The sequence below is a fragment of the Candidatus Methanoperedens sp. BLZ2 genome (genome assembly GCF_002487355.1).
Lineage (GTDB): Archaea > Halobacteriota > Methanosarcinia > Methanosarcinales > Methanoperedenaceae > Methanoperedens.
On sequence record NZ_NTMG01000060.1, the window covers coordinates 1 to 23,419 of the forward strand.

General features: G+C 41.1%; 28 protein-coding genes and 1 pseudogene. 19 read left to right on the top strand and 10 right to left on the bottom strand.

Features of this window, described 5'->3' with window-relative positions; all coding sequences use genetic code 11:
* Positions 1-183, top strand: a 183-nt coding sequence (locus tag CL181_RS20915) for a hypothetical protein (protein WP_217993153.1), incomplete at its 5' end; no start/stop codon positions are given.
* Positions 184-309: 126 nt separating this feature from the next.
* Here CL181_RS20915 and CL181_RS21175 read toward each other — a convergent pair.
* A pseudogene (locus CL181_RS21175) lies at positions 310-465 on the bottom strand (IS1634 family transposase); the annotation flags it as partial.
* 6 nt (positions 466-471) lie between these two features.
* On the opposite strand from CL181_RS21175, the gene CL181_RS19780 reads away from it, so the two are divergent.
* The 3 genes from CL181_RS19780 to CL181_RS10740 are packed head-to-tail and all read left to right on the top strand — an operon-like array spanning position 472 to position 2,717.
* A complete protein-coding gene (locus CL181_RS19780; RefSeq protein ID WP_141398874.1) occupies positions 472-699 on the top strand; it encodes a hypothetical protein in 228 nt (75 codons plus the stop codon).
* Positions 700-756: 57 nt separating this feature from the next.
* A complete protein-coding gene (locus CL181_RS10735) occupies positions 757-1,944 on the top strand; it encodes a C39 family peptidase (RefSeq protein WP_097299305.1) in 1,188 nt (395 codons plus the stop codon).
* Between the two features lie 50 nt (positions 1,945-1,994).
* A complete protein-coding gene (locus tag CL181_RS10740; protein WP_097299306.1) occupies positions 1,995-2,717 on the top strand; it encodes a hypothetical protein in 723 nt (240 codons plus the stop codon).
* A 55-nt stretch (positions 2,718-2,772) separates the two neighbouring features.
* Here the strand turns inward: CL181_RS10740 and CL181_RS10745 are convergent, their stop codons facing one another.
* The gene (locus tag CL181_RS10745) at positions 2,773-2,997 is read right to left on the bottom strand and encodes a ferredoxin (protein ID WP_097299307.1); all 225 of its coding nucleotides are present in this window, start codon (positions 2,995-2,997) and stop codon (positions 2,773-2,775) included.
* A 226-nt stretch (positions 2,998-3,223) separates the two neighbouring features.
* Between CL181_RS10745 and CL181_RS20410 the strand changes: the two genes are divergently transcribed.
* Positions 3,224-3,391 carry a hypothetical protein gene (locus tag CL181_RS20410; protein ID WP_217993157.1) on the top strand — a complete coding sequence of 56 codons (168 nt, stop codon included), beginning with the start codon at positions 3,224-3,226 and terminating at the stop codon, positions 3,389-3,391.
* Here CL181_RS20410 and CL181_RS10750 read toward each other — a convergent pair.
* Positions 3,366-3,575 carry a DUF1858 domain-containing protein gene (locus tag CL181_RS10750; RefSeq protein ID WP_097299308.1) on the bottom strand — a complete coding sequence of 70 codons (210 nt, stop codon included), beginning with the start codon at positions 3,573-3,575 and terminating at the stop codon, positions 3,366-3,368. The two genes, CL181_RS20410 and CL181_RS10750, sit on opposite strands and share 26 nt — an antisense overlap.
* A gap of 190 nt (positions 3,576-3,765) precedes the next feature.
* Between CL181_RS10750 and CL181_RS10755 the strand changes: the two genes are divergently transcribed.
* Both CL181_RS10755 and CL181_RS10760 read left to right on the top strand, forming a co-directional pair.
* Positions 3,766-4,068 carry a YunC family protein gene (locus CL181_RS10755; RefSeq protein WP_255251541.1) on the top strand — a complete coding sequence of 101 codons (303 nt, stop codon included), beginning with the start codon at positions 3,766-3,768 and terminating at the stop codon, positions 4,066-4,068.
* Positions 4,069-4,219: 151 nt separating this feature from the next.
* Positions 4,220-4,807 (top strand): 30S ribosomal protein S3ae, encoded by a 588-nt coding sequence (locus CL181_RS10760; RefSeq protein WP_097299309.1) that lies wholly within the window; start codon positions 4,220-4,222, stop codon positions 4,805-4,807.
* A 27-nt stretch (positions 4,808-4,834) separates the two neighbouring features.
* On the opposite strand, the gene ccsA is transcribed toward CL181_RS10760, so the two are convergent.
* The gene (ccsA, locus tag CL181_RS10765) at positions 4,835-5,533 is read right to left on the bottom strand and encodes a cytochrome c biogenesis protein CcsA (protein ID WP_097299310.1); all 699 of its coding nucleotides are present in this window, start codon (positions 5,531-5,533) and stop codon (positions 4,835-4,837) included.
* A gap of 316 nt (positions 5,534-5,849) precedes the next feature.
* Complete coding sequence (locus tag CL181_RS10770) at positions 5,850-6,734, bottom strand: ribose-phosphate diphosphokinase (RefSeq protein ID WP_097299311.1); 885 nt, start codon at positions 6,732-6,734, stop codon at positions 5,850-5,852.
* A 224-nt stretch (positions 6,735-6,958) separates the two neighbouring features.
* Here CL181_RS10770 and atwA point away from each other — a divergent pair, with 224 nt between their 5' ends.
* The 8 genes from atwA to lsrF (CL181_RS10815) all read left to right on the top strand — a co-directional run bounded on the left by atwA (position 6,959) and on the right by lsrF (CL181_RS10815) (position 15,692).
* The gene (atwA, locus tag CL181_RS10775) at positions 6,959-8,587 is read left to right on the top strand and encodes a methyl coenzyme M reductase system, component A2 (RefSeq protein ID WP_097299312.1); all 1,629 of its coding nucleotides are present in this window, start codon (positions 6,959-6,961) and stop codon (positions 8,585-8,587) included.
* Positions 8,588-8,618: 31 nt separating this feature from the next.
* Complete coding sequence (locus CL181_RS10780) at positions 8,619-10,136, top strand: methanogenesis marker 3 protein (RefSeq protein WP_097299313.1); 1,518 nt, start codon at positions 8,619-8,621, stop codon at positions 10,134-10,136.
* Complete coding sequence (locus CL181_RS10785) at positions 10,136-10,564, top strand: methanogenesis marker 6 protein (protein WP_097299314.1); 429 nt, start codon at positions 10,136-10,138, stop codon at positions 10,562-10,564. Before CL181_RS10780 ends, CL181_RS10785 begins: the two co-directional genes overlap by 1 nt.
* Positions 10,561-11,013, top strand: coding sequence for a methanogenesis marker 5 protein (locus CL181_RS10790; protein WP_097299315.1), 453 nt, complete (start codon positions 10,561-10,563; stop codon positions 11,011-11,013). The genes CL181_RS10785 and CL181_RS10790 overlap by 4 nt, the downstream gene beginning before the upstream one ends.
* On the top strand, positions 11,010-12,350 hold the full coding sequence (locus tag CL181_RS10795; RefSeq protein WP_097299316.1) for a methanogenesis marker 15 protein: 1,341 nt from the start codon (positions 11,010-11,012) through the stop codon (positions 12,348-12,350). The genes CL181_RS10790 and CL181_RS10795 overlap by 4 nt, the downstream gene beginning before the upstream one ends.
* Positions 12,351-12,356: 6 nt before the next feature.
* Positions 12,357-12,962, top strand: coding sequence for a methanogenesis marker 17 protein (locus CL181_RS10800; RefSeq protein ID WP_097299317.1), 606 nt, complete (start codon positions 12,357-12,359; stop codon positions 12,960-12,962).
* Positions 12,955-13,881, top strand: a complete 927-nt coding sequence (locus CL181_RS10805) for a methanogenesis marker 7 protein (protein WP_097299318.1) — start codon at positions 12,955-12,957, stop codon at positions 13,879-13,881. The genes CL181_RS10800 and CL181_RS10805 overlap by 8 nt, the downstream gene beginning before the upstream one ends.
* Positions 13,882-14,915: 1,034 nt before the next feature.
* A complete protein-coding gene (gene lsrF, locus CL181_RS10815) occupies positions 14,916-15,692 on the top strand; it encodes a 3-hydroxy-5-phosphonooxypentane-2,4-dione thiolase (protein WP_097299320.1) in 777 nt (258 codons plus the stop codon).
* A gap of 175 nt (positions 15,693-15,867) precedes the next feature.
* Here the strand turns inward: lsrF (CL181_RS10815) and CL181_RS10820 are convergent, their stop codons facing one another.
* Positions 15,868-16,095, bottom strand: coding sequence for a hypothetical protein (locus CL181_RS10820; protein WP_097299321.1), 228 nt, complete (start codon positions 16,093-16,095; stop codon positions 15,868-15,870).
* 304 nt (positions 16,096-16,399) lie between these two features.
* On the opposite strand from CL181_RS10820, the gene CL181_RS19785 reads away from it, so the two are divergent.
* The 3 genes from CL181_RS19785 (at position 16,400) to CL181_RS10830 (ending at position 18,672) form a co-directional block, all read left to right on the top strand.
* Entirely contained in the window at positions 16,400-16,609 is a 210-nt protein-coding gene (locus CL181_RS19785; protein WP_141398875.1) for a hypothetical protein, read from the top strand.
* Positions 16,610-16,632: 23 nt separating this feature from the next.
* Entirely contained in the window at positions 16,633-17,415 is a 783-nt protein-coding gene (gene lsrF, locus CL181_RS10825; RefSeq protein ID WP_097299322.1) for a 3-hydroxy-5-phosphonooxypentane-2,4-dione thiolase, read from the top strand.
* Positions 17,416-17,691: 276 nt separating this feature from the next.
* Positions 17,692-18,672, top strand: coding sequence for an alcohol dehydrogenase catalytic domain-containing protein (locus CL181_RS10830; protein WP_097299323.1), 981 nt, complete (start codon positions 17,692-17,694; stop codon positions 18,670-18,672).
* Positions 18,673-18,711: 39 nt separating this feature from the next.
* Here CL181_RS10830 and polX read toward each other — a convergent pair whose 3' ends face one another.
* Positions 18,712-20,469, bottom strand: a complete 1,758-nt coding sequence (gene polX, locus CL181_RS10835) for a DNA polymerase/3'-5' exonuclease PolX (protein ID WP_097299324.1) — start codon at positions 20,467-20,469, stop codon at positions 18,712-18,714.
* A 181-nt stretch (positions 20,470-20,650) separates the two neighbouring features.
* Here polX and udg point away from each other — a divergent pair, with 181 nt between their 5' ends.
* The gene (gene udg, locus CL181_RS10840) at positions 20,651-21,238 is read left to right on the top strand and encodes a type-4 uracil-DNA glycosylase (protein ID WP_255251545.1); all 588 of its coding nucleotides are present in this window, start codon (positions 20,651-20,653) and stop codon (positions 21,236-21,238) included.
* 81 nt (positions 21,239-21,319) lie between these two features.
* Here udg and CL181_RS10845 read toward each other — a convergent pair whose 3' ends face one another.
* The 3 genes from CL181_RS10845 to CL181_RS10855 all read right to left on the bottom strand — a co-directional run bounded on the left by CL181_RS10845 (position 21,320) and on the right by CL181_RS10855 (position 23,356).
* Positions 21,320-21,754, bottom strand: coding sequence for a ribonuclease III domain-containing protein (locus CL181_RS10845; RefSeq protein ID WP_097299325.1), 435 nt, complete (start codon positions 21,752-21,754; stop codon positions 21,320-21,322).
* Positions 21,755-21,788: 34 nt separating this feature from the next.
* A complete protein-coding gene (locus CL181_RS10850) occupies positions 21,789-22,031 on the bottom strand; it encodes a histone family protein (RefSeq protein WP_097299326.1) in 243 nt (80 codons plus the stop codon).
* Positions 22,032-22,249: 218 nt separating this feature from the next.
* Positions 22,250-23,356: an ORC1-type DNA replication protein gene (locus CL181_RS10855; protein ID WP_097299327.1), complete on the bottom strand. Its 1,107-nt coding sequence runs from the start codon at positions 23,354-23,356 to the stop codon at positions 22,250-22,252.
* Positions 23,357-23,419 lie beyond the last annotated feature (63 nt).

A 23,419-nucleotide genomic window follows, 5' to 3' on the forward strand; every position in this document is an offset into this window, starting at 1 on the left:
CCGGAGTTGCTTAATATCGGTGATGTGATTGCTGCCTTCCGTTACACAGAGAACGTCGGCTTCCAAGATCAACAGAATTTCGGGGCTTATAACCTTCACATCCATTATATTGCGGCCTGGTATCCCTTCCCCCCAGCTTCACATTCGGTCTGTTACCAGACAGGGTGTGGGGTTCAGTTCTGAGGTGGCGGCTAGCCTTTCCTCATGCTGGATTTGCACTAGCTGGCGACTACGAACTTTGCTCGGCGCGCCTGTGATCTCTGTGGTTCATTCGGAAATATAATATTGATTGATTTTTCGGATAGGCTCTAAGACCATATTTATAGAAACTTTGTCTACGAGTTTGGCTTTTCGTAATAAGTTGAGGATTTTGTAATAAAGATACAGGGATATGAATGAAATAAATAAGTATCCGCGGACTGCATCATCATCGTCCAGATATGTTTTATCATTTTCCAGTTCATTCAGTTGATGAAGAAGCAAAAAAAGAGGGTGGTCTATGAAGTTCCTGTCAGGTTCGTTATGGGAGAAATCATCCATCCAGCCAGTACAGGGAATCCAAATAAGAGCACGCCTCAACCTTTAGAAGAAAGTCGAATACATAAAAAAAGATGTTACATGGGGTTCAGCCATTCCGCAAGAGCAACTGAACCCCGGATCGCCCGAAGGCATGGTAAGATTAGCTTTGAAATTATTTAAAGCCAGCGCTGCGCCTGAGGGCATCAAGAAAAGAAAATATAAAGGAGAAATAAAAATATGAAAAATAAAGGAATGCAATTAGGCGCGGTGCTTGCAGCGATGTTGCTGTTGAGCATGGCGTTTGTGCCTGCGGCAAGTGCAAAAAAGGATTTGGATATAGTTGAAAACAACTATGTTGCAATAGAAAAAGCCAGAGAACATGCTACAATTACTTTATCAGAATTTATGGCAGCAGGATCTCCAGGACTTAAGAATACTGACTGGAATGGTGCAACAATAAATCCCGACCCATTGATTATTCATGATATAAATGGCAAAAAGCTCTTTTATCAATTCTCAGTTGAAAAAGAAGGTAAAAGTGTTGGATCAATCAAAACCAGTGCAAGTAAGGTACTTGGAGAATCAATCCGGACTATAGGACTCAAGCCTCTGATATTGGATTCTGATGTTGCGTTACAGATGGCAAAAAAGAATGCGAAAGAAAATTATAAAAATAGTGAAATCACTTCGACCACGCTGGTATCTTATAGTTATCCGAAAATCGGGATAATGGTGAAGTTACGCGACTTAAATACAAATAAAGAACAGCGGATATTCGTAGATGCTTATGATTACTCAATTATTCCAGACAGGATACCTGAGAATAATGAGTCAGGCGTGTGGTCTCTATACGACAATATTTCTAATGATGAAAAGGTAAAACGTATATCTGCCTGGGAAGAAAATGATAAAAAGTTCCGCGAAATAGTAGAAAAAAAGCGCTCTAATGGAATTGAAGGCTCAAAAACCCTGGTTACTATGCAATCATTAAACGTCCTTGACGTTCCTTTATTTGCACAGGAACAAGCAAATTATTGTGCACCCGCCGTTGGACAGATGATCACTGTTTATCACGGTGATTATTACATACAAGACTTGATTGCTTATTTGATGAAGACGACTTCCACTGGTACCTATATATCTAATCAGACGAAATATTATAAAGATGTAGTCGGAGCAACCAATTCAAATTTTTATACTCCTGTCGTCTGGCAAGATATGGTAAATATGATAGATGCTAGCAGACCGTTTGCATCCATAATATCTTCTCCAGTAATGCATGTGCGGACAGGCGCAGGTTATTGGATATGGACATATCATTACGTACTCATTTTAGACCCCTATCCTACCAACCAGGGAGATGAATACTGGGAAGCCGCTGAATTTTGGGGTTCTGATGACCACGGTAATATCTATGTGTATTGAAAAATACACATAGATATTTATTTTTTTAATTCATACTTTGTGAGAAGAATATGGATAAATCAAAATATTACATAATCGGAATATTTCTCATAGTTGTGCTCTCGATTGTTTACATTCTTCAGATGAGTAATAAGGCAAATGAAAAAATTGAGACAGATCTAAATATCAGTTATGAGAAGGTGGCAATGAATTATACGGATAGAAGCAATCAAATTCCCATTGAGAAAAAAACTAGATTAAATCAAACTAAAATTAAACTCCTTGGCAAAATTCACACGGGAGAAGAGCCAATAATGACAAATTCAGACGCTAACTGGTATGTCAATGTAATATTCGATAACAACACCACGGAAAAAATGGCGGAAGAAATAATATCTAAATATTATGTTTTGATACCAGAACCTCGCGAAATAAAAAGAAGTTTATCAGATCCAAGATATTATTTAATCGCTTCCATGAGCGATCTTGAAAGTATCAAGAACCGTCTTGAAGAAGAGGAATATAGTAACCCTCAACTCGCAAAAAAACCGAAAATAAAAGGTGAGAACTTTACAGCAGCTGTCTGGGGAGTATACAATGAGATTCCTCCTGGACTTATATCAAGCGGCATACAGTTTAGAGAGACGATGGTTATGGAATTAGTCTATGGTCCTGAAACGCCTCAAACAGAAAGCAAGAACATAATGGAACTTTTGGACGGCGATGATAAAATAATTGGTACCACAACCGATATTCATTTAAAATGTAAGTGTTATAGTGAAGTTCGAAAATAACCGTAAATTGGAACCATAGTTATACCCTTCTCAAGTGCCGTAATCAGTTGTTTTTTTAATTCACATGGATTATCTGGACCGGACATGAATCCGCTGCTTCTTTCACCACACCCTCAATCTTCTGGGGTGCCTCTCCTTCAGCAATATTACCTCCAGCCCTGTAAATCCCGACAACCTGGCTGAAAGTGTCATCAGGGTTCTGTTCAAAGAACTCAGGACAGATAGTCCAGCAATTCCCACAACTGATACAATCATTACGATCTATACTTACCTTAACCATACAGCATACCTCCCGAATGTCTTATCTATATTCTATGTATCTATTTTACTCTATCTTCAACCTTCACATTTAAAAAATTTGAACAATTAGATATAGTCAATCATACTAATTTTGCCCGAATAAAACTGGGAAATATTTTGACAATAAACCTTTTGGTGACTAAGTTATTAACTGGTAGAGTTTACCATTTAAAGGTACATGAAGAAAGGGCTTATTAGGGGGGAATGTGAAAACAATGAAAAAGATAGTTTCTATTAATCCTGCAACTGGAGAGGTTAACGAAGAATTTGAGCTTTATTCCGAAGATCGGGTACTTGAGAAAGTTTTTCTTGAGGCAGGTTTCCCCGAAGGTATCTACCAGACCCTGCTTAATTTTGCTTTCTTGATGAGATGACTTTATTCAGGTCAGCGACAAGCGCATCTACATTGATACCATGCGCTATTGCGCCATCTTCGATGCTTTCAAAACTGGAAACATGGCACCCCACACAATGCAGACCATGCTTCATAAATACCATCATGGTTTCCGGATACTGTGTTACAACTTCTTCAATTTTGACATCTTTTGTTATGGTCATAATATACTCCTATTTTATTATACTCCTATTTTATTCGTATGGTTACGAACTATAATAAAGCTTTCTAACCCACATAGTATAATTGGAGTTTTTCATGCTTAAACCTGTCTTTGAAAGTCTTCATCTTCAATTTCCAGGTTCTTGATATAAAATAAAATATGATATAATAATAAAATATTTCTATCTGTAGATGCAACCTGTACTTATGCTAATTGAACAGATCAATCTTGAAAAAGGGAGTGCTATCGGGCTTAAAATGGATATGGAACATGCCCCGCTGCTGGTTATCCGCGCAGGGTGCGGCTTTGTCATGTGCGGGTATCTCAATATGGATATTGCTAATAAACTCGGGGATGTGGCTGTGAGGATTACCGGAGTCAGGAGCTTTGAGGATGTCTTGAACGCAAAGGCTGCGGATGTTTCAGAAGCTGCGAAGAAACGGGGAATTATGGTTGGAATGGCTGCCAGGGAAGCGCTGAACCGGATGTTCTGATTGTTTCTTTTTAACATTCCTAAAGATGAGGAAATTCCTTTTACTTAAAGAAATCTCCAAAAGTATTAAGTATCCATTGCTCTATTAAACGCATGATTTTGTGAATACCTTTCACATTTTAATCATATTATATATACCTGGAGGAAATTAATTGGCAGTTACAAAGACAGAAGGCTGGAAAGCAAAGAAATGGTACAACCTTGTTGCACCTGACATGTTCGGGAAATCAAACATTGGAGAAACCATTGCTGATGAGCCGGAAAAGCTGGTTGGAAGAAACATCGAAGTTACACTTGGGGAGCTGACAAATGATCTTTCCAAGCAGAACACCAAGCTGATCCTGAAAATAGACCGCGTGGGCGGCGATGTCGCTTATACAAAATACATGGGGCATCAACTGACCCAGGATTACCTGCGCTCACTCGTTAAGAGAGAAACATCATCTGTTGAAACTAATGTTTCAGTCAAAACAAAGGACGGTTACACCATAAGAGTAAAACCATCTTGTTTTACCATAAAAAGGGCACGAGAGGCTCAGGTAAAAGCTATCCGCCAGATAATGAACCAGGTTATTGAAGGAAAAGCCGGTGAAATGGATATGGAGCAGTTTGTTCAGGATGTTGTAACAGGAAAACTGTCTGCCAGTATATACCATGATGTCAAACCCATCTATCCTCTTCGCAGGGTAGAGGTCAGGAAAACTGAAATTGAGGCTGAGCCAGGCGCAGTAGCCTCATAAATCTTTTTTTTTATTTTTTTTAAATTATTAGAGATTGTTTTTTCTCTTCAATTCATTTGCTTTTTCTCTCAATTCCTCATTATCCATCCGCAGCATTATGAGTGTCGCTGCCAGCAGGAAATATACAACAAAATTGAAAAGGAGATAGTACAGGACTACTCCGCCTATACCTCCACCCCCGCCGCTGGGGCATGGGGGAACTACGCACGGATGCATCTTTGAATAGAAACGGACAGAAAGAAAACTGATCGGAACGCTTATAAAACCGATTATACCGAAAACCGCTGAAAGCCTTGCTCTCTTTTCAGGTTCTTCTACAGCCTGGCGTATCATCAGGTAAGACAGGTATATTAAAAACAGGATAAGTGATGTATTCAACCTGACATCCCATGATACCCAGTACGCATTCCAGGCAGACTTTCCCCATATTGACCCGGTCACAAGCGTCAGGAAGGCAAATACTACTCCAACTTCAGCTGCTGATAACGATAACATATCCCATTTTTGTTTCTTGCTTCGAAGGTACAGGATACTTGAAACAAAAACGATTGCAAATGACAGGTATGCAGATATTGCTATGGGAAGATGGAAATAGAATATTTTGAAATTATTAGGATCACCCGCCGCTGATCCGGGATCTATGGGTATGGGCGCAATAAAAAACACTAAATATACAGAGATCAGTACCAACACGGCAGTTATTGCATAAATGATTTTTTTAAGCATATTATTCCCAGAATTAGTTCGCATGTCTCATAATATTATCCATTTATTATCAATTCATCAATTTATTATCAAAAAAGAAAAGAAGGATTTACGCCATTTTGGTCGAAATGTCGAAGTCAAGTTTTGAGGGAACCTGATTGAAAATAAGCATGCAGGACAGCGCTTACCAGAACATCCTCATTTTTTTTAGGCAAATATGAAGTGTTATAATAATAAGCAACCGTTAATTTCATGTTGACACCGCCAGCGGCGGCGCAACTGTTGGGGTCCGGGGTCTCAACCCCGGCGCTTCAGGCTAATATTGACTAAAAGTGTTCTAAAAGCGTTTCGTTAAAGCCATTGCAGAAGCTATAACGGGCGCCACGCTCACAACACTTACACCCTTATCGATTGTGTCGGTAGCTATGATCCCTTTTACTCCTGCCTTAAATAATTTAAGAATGGCGTTATTTGAAAGAACAGGATGTACACAGGCTGCATAGACTTCATGAGCTCCCTGTTTCCTTAGTAATGATATCGTTTCTGCCACGGTCCCGCCTGTTGAAATAATGTCATCAATAATAATAACATCCCTTCCTTTTACATTAACATTCTTTGGCTGGATCGATACAGTCTCACCGCTTAGCCTTGTCTTTTCAAGATAATCATAATCAATACCAAGTTCAGACGAAGCGCTTTTTGCAATATGGATAGCTCCGTCATCAGGTGCAATGATAAGAGGATTGATGAATTTCATATTTTTTATGTATTTCCCTATCATCGGGGTGGCGTCAAGATCAACTGTTTTTGCATCAAAATAATCAAGAATGCTGGTATCGTGGATGTTGATCGTATAAACATTGTCAGCCTTTATTGTTCTTGCAATGGCGCGGGCGCTTATGGGTTCTCCAGGCTTGAATTTTTTATCCTGGCGCGCATACCCCATATATGGAATTACAACATTTACCCTGGATGCATCACTACATGCATCGATCAACTGGAGCAGGGCAATTAAATCAGTATCGGTAACTGTGCTCTGGATTATTGTGACTTCTGGCCCGATATCATCAACAACCCGTGTATATAACTCCCCGTCAGGAAATTTCTTGAATTCACTGATAAGAAGATTTGATTCTAATACTTCTGTGACCTCTGTGACTTCTATGGCTTCTTTGACTCTTCCTGCAAGCAATTGTGACGCCGGACCTGCGATGATATCCAATTGAATTCCTCAAGCCCTTTATGGATAGAATGAATATAAAGAATTTGTATGGTGATCAATATAACATTTTTATATGATTAATACTGTAATGTATTATCGTTATATTTATGTACAGCATGAGCTATTCAGAATCCCACGTTAGTTAGAATGCATAATTCAAAAAGCAAAAACTTATAGTGAAGAGGATTAATTATCTAAATAACTAATCCCGGGAAGAATGACATATGACGCTATTTATCGAAATTAAAAATCTTCGTGTTGGCTTTGACGGAGTCGATGTTCTCAGTGATATAAATATTAACATCAACGAAGGAGAAATCCTTGGAATCTTAGGAAAAAGCAGCGCAGGAAAATCAATACTTATGCATGTCCTGCGAGGTGTGGAAAAATTTAATGACATTTCAGGAAGCGTGATATATCATCTGGCTAAATGCGCTAAATGCGGATCCATAGAAAAACCAAGTAAGGTGGGAACCCCCTGTCCCAAATGCAATGGCAATTATGAGAAACTTGATGCGGATTTCGTAACAATGTCAATTCACGATCCGGTGCGAAGAGACATAACCAGAAGGATCGCTATCATGCTCCAGAGAACATTTGCATTATATGGAGATGAAAGAGTTATCGTAAATGTCATGAATGCCCTCCAGGAAATTGACCAGATGGGCCCAAATGCCATTCATAAGGCAGCAGACCTGCTTGAACAGGTAAATCTTTCCAACAGGATGATGCATATTGCAAGGGAGCTTTCAGGCGGTGAAAAACAACGTGTGGTGCTTGCAAGGCAGCTTGTCAAAAGCCCTATAATATTGCTCGCAGATGAACCGACCGGTACTCTTGATCCCAAGACTGCCGAACTTGTGCATGATAGTATTGTAAATGCAACAAAGAATTTCAATATGACACTTATCATCACATCCCACTGGCCAAAAGTAATCGAAGAGCTTTCACACAAGGCTATATGGCTTGATGAAGGAAAAATCATAATGATGGGGAAACCTTCTGAAGTTGCGGCTGAATTTATGAAAGAAGTTGGAACAATTGGCGAACAGGAAGAGGTAAATATCGGAGAGCCTATAATCAGGGGGCGCAATCTCCAGATGACCTATTTTTCCCTGGACAGGGGTATAGTAAGGGCTGTCAATGATGTCAGTTTTGATATTAATGAAGGTGAGATATTCGGAATAATCGGGGTCAGCGGGGCAGGAAAAACCACGACCTCAAAGATAATTTCCGGATTATTAAGACCAACTTCAGGTTCAATTGACGTGAGAATAGGGGATGAGTGGATCGACCTGACACAGCTCGGGCCTGACAAGAAAGGACGCGCTACAAAATATATTGGCGTACTGCACCAGGAATACAGTCTTTATCCACACAGGAATATTATCGATAACCTGACCGAGTCTATTGGTCTTGACCTGCCATTTGAACTGGCAGAGAGAAAAGCGATCAATACATTGGTAACATCAGGTTTCACGGAAAAAAAGGCAAAAGAAATTCTAGCCAAGATGCCGGATGAATTGAGTGAAGGGGAAAGGCATAGGGTTGCAATGGCACAGGTACTCATCAAAGAGCCCAGGATACTTGTTTTTGATGAGCCAACAGGAACAATGGACCCGGTTACCAAAATTGAAGTTTCAAAATCTATCCTGAATGCCAGGAAAGAAGTAGGAGAAACTTTTGTCATAGTATCCCATGACATGGATTTTGTCGCTGAAATATGTGATAGGGCAGCATTAATGCGTCTTGGCAAAATAGTTGACATCGGTGAAACAGGCGATGTTCTATCAAAACTTTCCAGTAAAGAGCGGGAAGAAGCTCTTCAAGGGATAGCTAAAGAATTAAAATAAATGATTAATTATACCAACAGCTGGAGGATAAGTGATCTCAGTAGAGATTAACGGGCAAAAATTAGAGATAAAGGATGACCTGCTACTGAAAAATGCCCTGGAAATCGCAAAAGCGTTCTATATCCCGGGAACAACAACAGGTATCCTGAAAACAAGCGGCAAAAAGGAAGAAGCAACCTCGGAATATAAGATTCTCACAACAAAAGGCGAATTAAAGATCGAGCTTTTTGGAGACCACACGTTATGGACAAAATTTTCCCATTTTTTCAAAGATTTGAAGGCGCACTGGGAATCACGATATGCAATTGCTTTTGGCCCATTTGAAACAGACATTACAGTGGAAAGATCCGAGCAAAAATATAACCGCTATGATATATTTCTGGGAACAGGCGGCTATGATCAAAAAAATGCTTATCTTATGATCGCAAAAGATAAACATGTTTCGGATTATGGTGGTCCGAAAGGTGCTGTTCTTGGAAAGGTGATAAGCGGTAAAAATATCATAGCAAACCTCAAGCAGGGCGATACTTTATTAAAAATAGAACCTGTAATAAAATGGGAAACACTTCTTAACAAAATAACTACGCAGGATCTAAATACACCACTTGAAGACGGAATGAAGATCTTTACCCATTTTAATGTCGATCTCATTAATGAATCTCCCGAAGGAGCTGAGCATTTCCTTGCATTGATAAGAAGAAAAACTTTTCATGTGGGTACATTCTCAAATTCATTCATTTCTGATAATGTACTCCAGGGAGAAGGATGTCCATACGAACACTGGGATGCCCGTTCAGAGGGATCTGTGGTAGTCAGGACTGATGGGCAGGGGAATGGACGGGTATACATTTACAAAGAAGACCGGACTTCAAGTCCGGTGCATAGCGTTGTCGGGCATGTTTCCCATGGTATCGAACTAATTAAAATAGCCCCTTTAAATAGTACTCTTGCTGTGGTTGCAAATCCTGAGAGGGTCATGGTACAGGGAATGACTTTTAAGGATGCTGAAAAAGTATTAAATTTGAGGGGTTTGAAACTTGAAAGGAGAGGCTATACAGATGATGATGCCATTGTTGTAGAACAGGTACCGGATACAACAATAGGGATTATCGCAGAGGGCGGGGTCACAGCTCTCGGGGTAAAAGCCGATAAAATAATCAATGTAAAGTTTTACGATGATCTTGCGCCTATAACTCTTGATTTCTTCAGGCATTCCCTGCGTCTTAAGGACAGGCCATTGGGCCCCCTGCCCATAATATATACATATGAAAATACTTTCCTTTTCAGACCGGAAAAGGAGGCACAGACGTATAAAGAAATAAATCCCGAGAATACGCCAAAAGGAAAGATAAAAGCAGGAGAGATCGGTGTCACCAACCAGGCTGCAAAACGATATGGTATGGTAGGTGTAAAACTTATCGATGATGATAAATATGGCCCGACCGGTGAGAAATTCGAATGCACGAACATTATCGGAAAAGTCCTGGAACCTGAGCGCCTTAAAGGTATGAAGACAGACGATATAATTTACATAAGGGAGGTTTCATAATGGAAAAAATAACTAAAATGATCGTGATAAACTCATCAAAATTACTCCCGAGCGATGTTGCTATGAAACTTTATGAAACAAAAGATGACATCATAGTAAAGGAAACTTGTTTTGGTATTATGGTTTCCGGGGAACGCGCGATACTGGATCCGCTTCTTGCGAACATTCGCAAATTAGACCCATACGGTATTTTCATAAAAGAAAGAGGCTTTGCGCCGGGTGAACCTTTTCGCTGCAGGGCTACCAGGCGCGGCGGGGCAAGACCGGGATTTCACAACCTTGAAACTGAGGATAAGATATTGCCCCATATCGCAGCTGCTTTAAAAGCCCTTGACAGGGGCGATATCCCGGGCCCAAAAAAGCAAACGAAAAAACTTGACATCGATAAACTAAAAGCAATAATAAAAGAAACAGAGGTATCAAAATGAAGGTTTTTATTTACCCGACAAACAGTCTTATTCTTTATGACATGGTTGAACGATTCGGCCATGAACCGCTTGCGATAATGCAGGAAATAGGGAAAAAAGTCAGAAGCCAGGGACTGGATTCTCCACCCATGAACATTACTCCTGAAGACCCTAAATTCGGATTAAAATATGCGGCTGTCGAAGTGCCGGCAGGAGTAAGGGGACGTATGTCGCTGTTGGATCCTCTTCTCACAAAAGCGGAAGCAGCAATAATTGTTAACGATCCGGTTATTTCATTTGGCTGCATGGGATGCGCAAGGACAAATGAACTTGTCAATTTCCTGTTAAGGGGTAAAAAAATTCCGATATTGAAACTGGATTATCCCAGCACTGAAGAGGATGCAAAGTTATTCGTTTATAAAATTTCCGAATTCCTGAAATCACTCAAACCTGCGGAGGAAAATAAATGAGTGTGCAAGATGATAATATAAGCCAGAAGTCATGTGCCGGATGCGGGGAAGAGAAAGAGATCGCTCCAGGTATCGGACATGCTTTAAAAAAAATAACGGCAACTGAAAATCTTGTGAGGGTAGCCCAGCTTTCATGCGGCGCAGAATACAGCGGGATACAGGATGAAATCGATTCGGCTGCAAAGCAGGTCAATGCTATAATGGTTTATCCTGAGATTGATATTGCCGATGTCGAATCGATAGAAGAGGAATTCGGACTGAAAGTGGCAAGTCCTGATCTTCGGCTTATGATGGCGCGTGCAAAGTCAATCGTAACAGGGAAAGTGCATGTTGATGCTGTTTTTGTTGCAACGTGTTTCAGGTGCGCGGAAGCGGCCATTGTAAGGAGCGAAGTGCGCCGTTATATACATGAGAAAACAGGGATCCCTGTCATAAGCTACTCATTCACTGAAAGAACAACCGCAGCAACTCTTCTTACAAGAATGGAAGCACTCACGACCACAGCACGGAGAAAGAGCCTGCTTGCAAGAGAAAAGCAGACCGGATTGACTGCTGGCATTGACTCAGGATCAACGACCACAAAAGCGATCATAATGAAAGATAATGTGATCATAGGAAAGGGATGGGTGCCCACAATAAAAGTAATTGAGAGCGCCGAGGAAGCCTTCAATAATGCGATGAAAGAAGCAGGTATCACCAGGAGCGATATACAGGCGCTTGGAACGACCGGATATGGACGATTCCTTATTGGTGAGCATCTGAAAGCAGACCTGATGCAGGAAGAGATTACCGTAAACTCCAAAGGTGCGGTCTATCTTGCTGATAAGCAAAAAGGGGTAGCTACTGTTCTTGATATCGGCGGCATGGATAATAAAGCCATATCGGTTACTGATGGTATCCCCGGCATGTTCACTATGGGCGGTATTTGTGCAGGTGCATCAGGAAGATTCCTTGAGATGACTGCTAAAAGACTCGGTGTAAGCATAACCGAGCTTGGCTCTCTTGCATTAAAAGGAAAAGCATCGAATGTAAAAATGAACAGTTATTGCATTGTTTTCGGTATCCAGTCCCTTGTTAATTCACTTGCGGGGGGATCCACACCCGAGGATGTTGCAGCAGCAGCATGCCACAGCGTTGCTGAGCAATTATTCGAGCAGCAGTTACAGGAAGTAGATGTGAAAGAACCAGTAATAATGGTAGGGGGCACGGCCCTGATCGAAGGATTGCCAAAAGCCGTTGAAGAACTGCTAAAAGTAAAAGTAATAGTCCCCCCCAATGCCCAGTATATAGGAGCGGTTGGCGCGGCGCTGCTTGCTTCCGGATTCATAAATAAATGAGAGGAAATGATGGAACAACTTGAGACATTTATCGTGGAATGCCCGGATGTAACAGGAGCAAAGACCACACGCAGTCTCATACTGGATACACTTTCCGACCTGTCGCTTTCAAGGGTTATTGAAAGATTAAAAGTATATATGGATCCTGTTGAACCTGTTTTTATTTTTGCAGCACTTCTGCGGCTCGGTTCGCCGTCAATAAAAATCAAGGATTTTGCAAAAGTCGATATGGGCGCTCTTGGCAAAGATGAGGTGAAAATAGAAGTTGAAAAGGAAATGTTCACCATAAAATTATTAAATAAACTCTGGGCAAAATACGGGAAGGAAAATATAGAGCAGCCAGACAGGAAAGTCATAATTGTAAAGACCGACCCGATAAAGGATCTGGATATGCTTCGTGAATTAGTTGTTGAAGAACCGCAGCAGGAAGTTCTTGACAGGCTTATTGACGCAATAGCGCTTCGCATTATACCCGAAGGATTCAGGGTGCGAAAACATGAGCTTTCAACTACCCATGTTCTTTTTGTAGCTTCAGAGGATACGCTTAAACCCGAATGGCTGGCAAAAGGACAGGAAATTCTGGAATCCCTGAGGAGGGAAGAAAATGCTTGAACCCATGATGTATGTCGGAGGTGCGTATAAGCACAGCCAGCTCATCGAACTTGTGGAAGACCTTGGCGGATACATCCTGCAAAAGAACATCATGCAATCCGAAGTTGTACTGTTGATGCTTGTCCCGATAAATGATATTCCAATGGTAGAAACCAAGTCAAAAGAACTTCTGGGAAAGCTTACAAGAGCGCCTCTTACCGGCAGCGAAATAGCAACAGTTGCCCCGACCCTTGCTTATCATCATCTTCCCCACCTTGACTGTGATGTGGCAGAGTTCCTCAGGAAACAGGGCGCAAAGACAAATATGGTAGGTCTTGCCAGGGGCGTGGGAAAAAGGATCTGCCAGCTTACGGCTTTTGAGCGCGACCTGATCAACGAACATGACGTGGCAGTTTTCATACTTGGGAATTATGAGCATTGTATAATCGAAAAATCAAAGAAGCTGTACGAAGGTATTGAAATCCCCATTGTTGTAACAGGCGCGCCTGAACTTAAAACAGAAGATGTGCCCAATGCAACAGCATATGTAGGGAGCTTTGGCAGGATACTTCACCACCTGCGGCATGCAGAAGAACTCAGGACCCTTGACAAACTGGCTCAAGTCATCGGAAAGGTGCTTGATGATGTCAGGGTGGAGATCGCAAAAGATCCGCCGTCTGTTGCGCCGCCCCGTATCAAGAAAGAGATAGAAGAGAATATTGCAGAGATCATTGATAACCTGCATCCGTTACCTATAACCTTGCAGATGAATGGTGTTAGGGTCAAACTGCCTTACGAGGAATATCATGAGCAAATAGAGAATATCAAATTCGTAGAAGGTGTGACCATGAAGGAAGTGGCGCGGGTTTTACCCTCAAAGATGAGGAATTTTATTCTGATAAAAGCACTGCCCAAGAGTGAGACTGGGTTTAGTATATGAAAAGGAGGACGCTGTTTTCCGGGACGGTTACAATTCGTTTTGGTAATTATGTTTATGTGCAACACAAACAAAACAAACACGGTTCACTGTAATACCATAAAACTGAATCGGATACGAATAAAACTATTAACCATATAATAAAGAGAATAATATAAATCCAATTATGAAACCAATTGTCTTTATCATTACCTTTAGATTCAGGTTCTCCAATATAAAAAAGATGATTGTCCCTATCAACACGACTTCTATCTAGTTTTTTATGTATATCAATTAATTGTCCACATGCGATACCAAGATATAATAATAATATAAAATATACTATGATATTTTTTGAACCAATCGCATTTATTAGATTCTGTTGCGTATCTGTATTGATAAGAAGATATAGAATAGCCACGAAAAATCCTGTATGAAAGCTAGTAGCCTTCCATTCATAATCTCGATATCTGGTAATTTCTTGATCTAGTATATTAATACGATTTAATCTAAAGTTTAAATCCCTATCTGAGATTGCTCCTGAAGTCAAAACCATATAATTATCCTTCTTATCAATCGATGTGGATATTATTAATATAACTTTCTATAATATGTTATTAGTAATAAATTATCAATATTTAATAATATCATTATTTAATCTAAAGATACGTACAATTTTTTGTTATATCCATAGTTTGACAGATGCAGAAAATTCAAACGGTTTATATTTACCAAAATCACATTGTATCGACCGATTATTGTTAGCAGAGTGTATAACACCACATTTATTTGTAGATTTATATAATCTATAGTTTATTTGATAACCCGCTATGGTGGGTCTATTTATCAATAGAAAGTTTGTGTTTCTGTCAAATTAGGGTTGTATTCATTTTTTTTAAGACTGTTTCAATTCATCAACATAAATTGCACTATCTCTCTTTTCCGAGACTATTAAGTACCCAGATACCGCTTTGTGATTGTGCAAATCAAAGGATATACTGAGTATAAACGAAGAAAATACTGTAATGACATTGGATGTTCCATACAGACAATAATGAATAAGAAAGAGCAGGCTTGTTTCACGAATAATCAAGCCCAGAACAGGGCGTTGCGTAATGCTTGCTGTTGATCACGGTTATTTCCAGGGCCCTACTACCGGGCTTTCCACTCTGGGAAGGACAGTTGAACCGTTACTGCCATATGCTGATGCTCTGATGATAACAAGGGGTGCAATCAGGAACTGGATAGAGCCAATTGTGGATATCCCGATAATTTTACGCGTTTCCGGCGGGCAAAGCATCCTGAAGGAATTATCCAATGAGACCATAACGACATGCATAGAAGATGCGATAAGGATAAATGCATCAGCGATCACATGCTCCGTATATGTAGGCGGGGAACATGAAAAAGAAACAATAGAAAATCTTTCAAAACTTGTTGATGACGGTGAAAAATACGGGATCCCTGTGCTTGCAGTAACTGCTGTCGGGAAAGAAATGGTTCGTGATGCGCGCTACCTTGGCCTTGCTTCAAGGATCTGCGTTGAGATCGGGGCACATATCATAAAAACCTATTATACCGAGGGTTTCGATAAAGTAGTTGAAGCATGCGGAAAAGTGCCTGTTGTAATAGCAGGCGGGAAGAAGCTGCCTGAAATTGATGCCCTGAAAATGGCACATGGGGCAATATCAGATGGCGCAGTTGGTGTTGATATGGGAAGGAATATTTTTCAGAGTGACAGTCCTGTGGGTATGATACAGGCGGTAAGGACGATAGTTCATGATGGTAAGTCGGTGGATGAGGCTTACGAGATTTATGAACAAATGAAAAGGTAAATTATATTTCAAACATCATCGGTTAAGAGAAAAATCAGGACATAGAACACGGATACGCGCGGATCATCCGTGCAAATCCGCGTAATCAGCGTCATCCGCGTTCGTATATACAACATCCTTGCGAATCGATAATAGTTGTGTCGCTTTGTGGTTTATCGTTTTATGATTTGTCACTTTATTGCTTTTTCGATTTTGTTGTATTTTCAAGAATAGAAACGCGTTTGTCCAGATCATCAATCCTTCGTACATCTGTTTTGATCTCGCGCATTTCTGTTTTTAGTTCGCCCACCTCACCGATAACATGATTCAGCTTTTGGAGTATTTGACCAGCCTTAAAACTAATACCTACAATTGTTACTACAACACCAAAAACAGGAACCAAATCATACCACGTAACGGTCAAGGTATTAATCCAATAATCTTAGCTATCATCCATAAAACAACAATAGCGATCCCCAACCATATTAGAACATCAGCGTAATCAAATTTATAGGCTTTTTCTATATTAGTCATGATATCACAATTTAATTTCAAACTACTTAATCTATTTTATCGGTTTTGCTCCTTTTCTGCAATCTTATGAAAATGAATATCCAGGCATCATCACGCTACCCAAAAAGATTAATAGAGGCATTAATATGTAATCATGAATTGAAATACCCTCTCTTTTCCGAAACTATTAAGTATCCAGAGACCGCTTTGTGATTGTGCCAATCAAAGGATTTATAGAGTATAAACGAAGAGAATACTGTAATGACATTGGATGTCCCATACAGATGATAATGAATAAGAAAGAGCAGGATTCTGAAGATTATAATGACCTGAGGGAAATGTGCAAGGAAAACTGCCTGCACACGACCTATGAATTCCATCACTGGCTGATCGAAAAAGGTTATTTGCTCGTCAGGCCTGAATAACAGGAAATAGGAGGTAATTTAAAATGGACTGGGGAATGAAGAACAGGATTTCACGGATAATCAAGCCCAAAACAGGGCGCTGCGTAATGCTTGCTGTTGATCACGGTTATTTCCAGGGCCCGACTACCGGGCTTTCCACTCTGGGAAGGACAGTTGAACCGTTACTGCCATATGCTGATGCTCTGATGATAACAAGGGGTGCAATCAGGAACTGGATAGAGCCAATTGTGGATATCCCGATAATTTTACGCGTTTCCGGCGGGCAAAGCATCCTGAAGGAATTATCCAATGAAACGATAACGACATGCATAGAAGATGCGATAAGGATAAATGCATCAGCGATCACATGCTCCGTATATGTAGGCGGGGAACATGAAAAAGAAACAATAGAAAATCTTTCAAAACTTGTTGATGACGGTGAAAAATACGGGATCCCTGTGCTTGCAGTAACTGCTGTCGGGAAAGAAATGGTTCGTGATGCGCGCTACCTTGGCCTTGCTTCAAGGATTTGCGTTGAGATCGGAGCGCATATCATAAAAACCTATTATACTGAGGGTTTCGAGAAAGTAGTTGAAGCATGCGGAAAAGTGCCTGTTGTAATAGCAGGTGGAAAGAAGCTGCCTGAAATTGATGCCCTGAAAATGGCATATGGGGCAATATCAGATGGCGCAGTTGGTGTTGATATGGGAAGGAATATTTTCCAGAGTGACAGCCCTGTGGGTATGATACAGGCTGTAAGGACGATCGTCCACGGTGGTAAGTCGGTGGATGAGGCTTATGAGATTTATGAACAATCAAAAAAGTAAATTATGCCTGGACATAGAACACGGATTGGACGGATGGTACGGATACGCGCGGATTATCCGTGCAAATCCGCGTAATCAGCGTCATCCGCGTTCGATTTAGACTAAGTGCCTATCCGAAAAATCAATAAATTGTATATTTCCGAATGAACCACGGAGGTCACAGAGAACACAGAGATTTTTTAAACACGTCTCTGTGCTCTCTGTGACCTCTGTGGTTTTGACTTTTCGGATAGGTTCTAATTGAAGATTTATAGTATACAGAGAAATATAATAATTATGAAAACCGCAGTATATTACAACAATAACGATATCAGGATAGAGGAAAGACCAAAACCTGAAATTAAAAGCGGGGAAATACTTGTAAAGGTCAAAGCCTCAGGAATTTGCGGGACTGACCTGATGGAATGGTACAGGATCAAGAAAGCCCCGCGGGTGCTTGGCCATGAGATGACAGGCGAAATAGTCGGATCAAAGTCTGATAAATTCAAAGTCGGACAGCGAGTTTTCGTAAGCCATCATGTCCCATGCAACGAATGTAAGTATTGTATTTCGGGAAATCATACTGCCTGCGAAACGCTGCATAAAGGTAATTACGACCCGGGCGGATTCAGTGAATTTGTCAGGATACCGGAAATCAATGTGAATAGCGGAACTTACCTTCTTCCTGACAATATCTCTTATGAGGAAGGGACGATGATCGAGCCTCTTGCATGTGTTGTAAGGGCACAGAGAATTATCGATGTCAGAGCTGGCCAGACCGTTCTTGTCATGGGTTCCGGGATTTCCGGCCTGTTGAATATTGCTATGGCAAAATTAAAAAATGCAAGGGTCATTGCGACGGATATCAATAATTACAGGCTGAGAAAAGCAGGTGAATTCGGGGCAGATGAGGTTTTTAATGCCAGTGAAGAACTGGATCTGAAAGCTGACAGGATAATCATGTGTACAGGAGCAATGTCTGCTTTTGAAGCAGCATTCCGGTACATTGATAAGAAAGGGGTAATTATGCTCTTTGCCATCCCGAATAAAAACCTCTCGATACCGGTAGAAGATTTCTGGAGAAATGAATTGAGCATTGTATCCAGCTATGGCGCAGCGCCTGTTGATCTTGAAGAAGCGCTTGCATTGATCAAAGATAAAAAGATCAATGTCAGGGACATGATAACTGACAGGGTAAGATTGGAGGATATCCAGAAGGGATTTAAAATAGCAGGAGAGGCAAGGGAATCTTTGAAGGTTATTGTTGTGCCAGAATGAGAGTTATTTGTAGAATTAAATATGCATAATTTAGGTACCTTATTCATTAAAAAACTTTAGCAATTTCTCTACTGGCCAGCAGTTTATAATGTCTTCTTTTTCAGCCCAGCCGCGGCGCGCCTGAGAAATGCCGTATTCTATATAATGTAATTGGGAAGGGATGTGGGAATCCGTATTGATAATCATCTTCACCCCTTCTTCCCTGGCTCTTTTAATGTAGACATCCTTCATGTCCAGCCGCTCTGGATAGGAATTTATTTCCAGGGCAGTTTTCGTTCCTCTTGCCGCCTCCAGGATTTTTTCCACGTCAATCTGGTATTCTTCGCGCTTCATGATCAGCCTTCCGGTGGGATGAGAAATGATGTCCACATGGGGATTTTCCATTGCCTTAATAATCCGCCCTGTCATCTTTTCCACAGGCATCTTGAATTTGGAATGGACGCCAGCAATCACGTAATCGAGTCCTGCTAAAACTTTATCGTCGATATCGATGGACCCGTCCTGCATAATGTTGGCTTCACAGCCGCTCAATATCCTGAATTTTGATTGTTTACCAGAGCCCTGGCTCAGGCGAGAATTAATTTTCTCTATTTCAGAAATATGGTGAAGCAATTGTTTCTCGTCTAAACCATGTTCTATCTTCAAAGCTTTGGTATGCTCGGAAATACCGATATACTCGTAGCCAAAATCCATGGCAGCCAGTGCTGCCTCTTCAATCGGGGTGCCATCGCTTTCCTGCCACCGCGAATGATAATGCAAATCTCCTTTGATATCCTTATAATCAATAAGCTTCGGTAAACCATCGGGTTTGCCTTGAGCCTCGCGAATTGCTGCTTCGATTTCTCCCGTGTTTTCCCGCAATTCCGGCGCCATCCAGTTCATGCCCAAAACCTTGTACACTTCTTCCTCATCTTCTCCCGCCACCATCTCTTGCCCTTTAAAAACGCCATATTCATTTAACTTTAATCCCTTTTCAATGGCGATCTTGCGCAAATGTATGTTATGTTCTCTGGAACCGGTAAAATACTGCAAAGCAGAACCGTAGCTCTTTCTGGGAATAACCCTGATATCCATATCGAATCCCTGGCTCATATGCACAGATGCCCTGGTAGCGCCTTTCCCCCACACCCTGACCACGCCGGGCATTGAAACAAAAAGATCCATTACTTTCTCCGGATTTTCAGAAATGGCCAAAAAATCCAGATCGCCGATAGTGTCTTTCATTCTTCTCACCGAACCGCCCATAGACAACTTTTCAACTTCTTTCAACTTTTCCAGTTTCGCGAATACTTCTCTGGCTGTGGGCAATATTTCTCCCAGGAGAAATCTGCCCTTCTCTCTTTTCAGGAACGCGATACCTTCCAGGATGTTTTTTTCTGTTTTTTCCCCGAAACCGGGTAATTTCCTTATTTTACCTTCTTCTGCCGCTTTCTCCAGTTCGTCCAGGTTTTTGATACCCAGCTCTTCATAGATTATCTTAACCTTTCTCGGCCCCACGCCTTCCACGGCAGTCAGGGCTTCGACGCTAGATGGTATTTTCTTTTTAAAATCCTCATAATATTTTATTTTACCAGTCTTGAGGTATTCTTCAATTTTTTGAGCGATGCTTTCGCCAACACCCGGGATTTTTTTTAGCCCTTTAAACCCCTCCTCCTTATACAAATCCTCTACATCGCGATTGAATGTCTCAAGTCCCAGGCCTGCTTTATTATAAGCCCGGGGCTTGAAAGCCACACCTTCCATTTCTAAATATTCGGCAATTTCGTACAATATTCTGGCTATTTCCTGGTTCTTCATATTTTTTTAAAAAATCTACGATATAGCGTGTAATCTCAAGGCGCCGTTGTTGCTCCTATTGCTTCGTAGAGGCAAACAAGCTCAATGTACTTCATACTCTCACCAGGTATATATCTTAGCTCTGTATAAATAAAACCATGCTAATCATAACAGGGAGGATAACAGCAGGAATTTGAAGATCATGTCAAATCAGGAACTTATGGACGAGATAGTTAGTGAGGTGCGGGTCTGCAGGAAATGCCGCCTCTGGCAGTACGCAAGAAACCCGGTTCCCGGAGAGGGAAACCTTGAAGCCTCCCTTATGCTAATAGGCGAGGCGCCGGGATACAGGGAAGACCTGGCAGGAAGACCTTTTGTTGGGAACGCGGGAAAGCTCCTAGACAGGCTTATCTCAGGCATCAATCTCAGGAGGGAAGAGGTCTATATCAGTAACATCGTCAAGCACAGGCCTCCAAAGAACAGGGAGCCAAAAACGGACGAAGTTGAGGCATGCACTGCATATCTTGATAGACAGATACAGGTAATAAGGCCCAGGGTTATCGCAACGCTGGGAAAGCATTCAACAAAATATATTCTTTCAAAGGTGAACATAGAGGTCAGGGGATTGACCGCAGTTAGAGGACTGGCTTATAAAGAGAAACTTCTTGGCCTGCCTGTCACTGTAATACCTACCTTCCATCCTGCCGCAGTGCTCTACAATCTTGCGTACAGGTCAGGCCTGGAAGAAGATTTTCAGAAGATAAGGAAAGAACTTGAGAAGAAGACGTAATATCATTGACAGTAAAAAATCATGCTTCTCGATTCAATAATGAACAAGAGTTCATAGCCGACTTTGCGCCCTTTGCGGTGTCTAAATATTAAACAATTTCTCTATTATTCCTTTGCAGGCCAGAAATCCGCCATCAAGATATATCGCCCCTATCACAGCTTCAAAAGTCTCTGCCAGCACATAAGGTTCCTCATCTGCTTTTTGTTTGCCCTCGCCTTTCCCTAATTTAAGGCATGCGCCGACCCCAAGCTTTTTACTGATCTCTGCAAGCCCTTCTTCCCGTTCAAGGCTCCTCTTCCTGCTTGTTATCTCCCCTCTTGAATTAACGCCGCTTTTGATCAAAAGATCGATCAAAACAGTTTTCAGGACAGCGTCACCCAGTGTCCGGTAAATTTCCTGGTCCTCACACTCGATATTTTGCTGTTTTTGTTCAAGAGCATAGGCTTTACGCGTAAGGGCGCGGTTAATGAAATATTTATCTTTGAATTTATAACCAAGATTATCTTCGATAGTCATACAAAAACATAATAAAAAATGAAAAAAAGTAAATTTATGTGGTGAAGCTCGGTTTCTTCAATCTTGCAACAGCAAGCCTGATATCTTCTTCTTTGACAGTTGTTCTCTTTGCATGTTTTGCAAGGGTTATGGCTTCACGCGAAATTTCTATGCCATATTCCTCAAGGACTTTTGCAAGCTCAACGCCTGCGTCTTCTGCTACCCTGTCTGCTCCTGCTTTTCTAATTATTCGCTCTACCGGTGCAAGTGGAAGTATTGGTTGTACTTGATTAGACATTTATTTTCTCCTTATTGAATTAAAATTTTGGGTAGCTATTATAGACAATAAAGATATATATAGTTTTTTAAATCAATATGGGGAATCCAAAATAATCAATGAAATAATAAACCGCAGATAAATGCAGATAAATGCAGATACAGTTATAAAATCTGTTATGTAAAATCTTATCCACAATCTTATCCACAATCTTATCTACAGTCTTATCTACAGTCTTATTACAATCTCACTCTTACTTCTTCGGGTTTGAATCGAAGTGTGACAATGCGGCTTCTCCCGCGCGCCCCCTTACCTGTAAAATCAGTATCTATAAGCTTAAAAGAGCCAAGCTTGTTCAGCAATTCATAAAACCTCGTGTATCCAAGCGAAGTCTTCTGGTGGAATTTTTCATAAAGGTCGCCTGAATTGGATTGAGGAGAATCCGCTATTAATCCAAGGAGTATTTTTTCATCCTTTTTCAAAGTACGCATCATATAGGAAAGATGCACAAGCCGGGATTTCTCATATGCTGACTCCACATCTTCCAGGGCAATTGTTTTACTTGCTCGCTTTTCCGAATTGAGCCCTGAGCGCTTTAATAAGTCAATACCCACGCGCAGATCACCAAGTGCGAAAGTGTGCTTTGTTATGTTTTCAAGAACATTTGCGTCAAGCACATCAGGATAAAACCCTAACTTTACGCGGTTTGACAGGATATCGCGTATCTCATCGATCGAATATGGCGGGAATTTCACTTCTTCGGGCAGGAACACAGATTCAACTTTGGGGTCAAGTATATGGGGAACACCCGTGTCGCTGAGTATTGCAATAACCCCCATTCGCGCGCCCGGGTGTGTTTCATGAGCCCTCAGAAGTGAGTACAGGACATCATTGACCTCGGTGTCATAGAACAGGTAATTCATATCATCAAGCGCTACGACGAGAACTTTTTCATGCTCAACTATATATTTTGCAACATCGCCGAATATTTTCTTAAAAGAGGCGCCCGATGCTGGCGGCGCGTAACCGATGAGTTTCTTGAATATCTGTGAAAATACAGCGTACCGTGTTGAATTGACCTGGCAATTAACGAGCACCGGCACCAGCTTTTCAGAATGTTTTTCGATCTCCTCGAATACCTTTTGAACTGCTGTTGTTTTTCCTGTCCCTGGAGCGCCTATACAGAGACTATTAAGGGGACGACCTCCGCCCAGGGCAGGCCGGATGCAATGCATCAGGGATGAAAGTTGTGTATCCCTGTGAAGGAAATGCTCAGGGATATGGTCAAGTTCAAATAATTCGCTGTCTTTGAAAAGTGTCTGGTCCCAGGAGAGAAGCTCTTTCATTGTGACATTACTTTCACACAGCTTACGATAAGCTTTTCGAGAAAATAAGGATTTAACTATTGT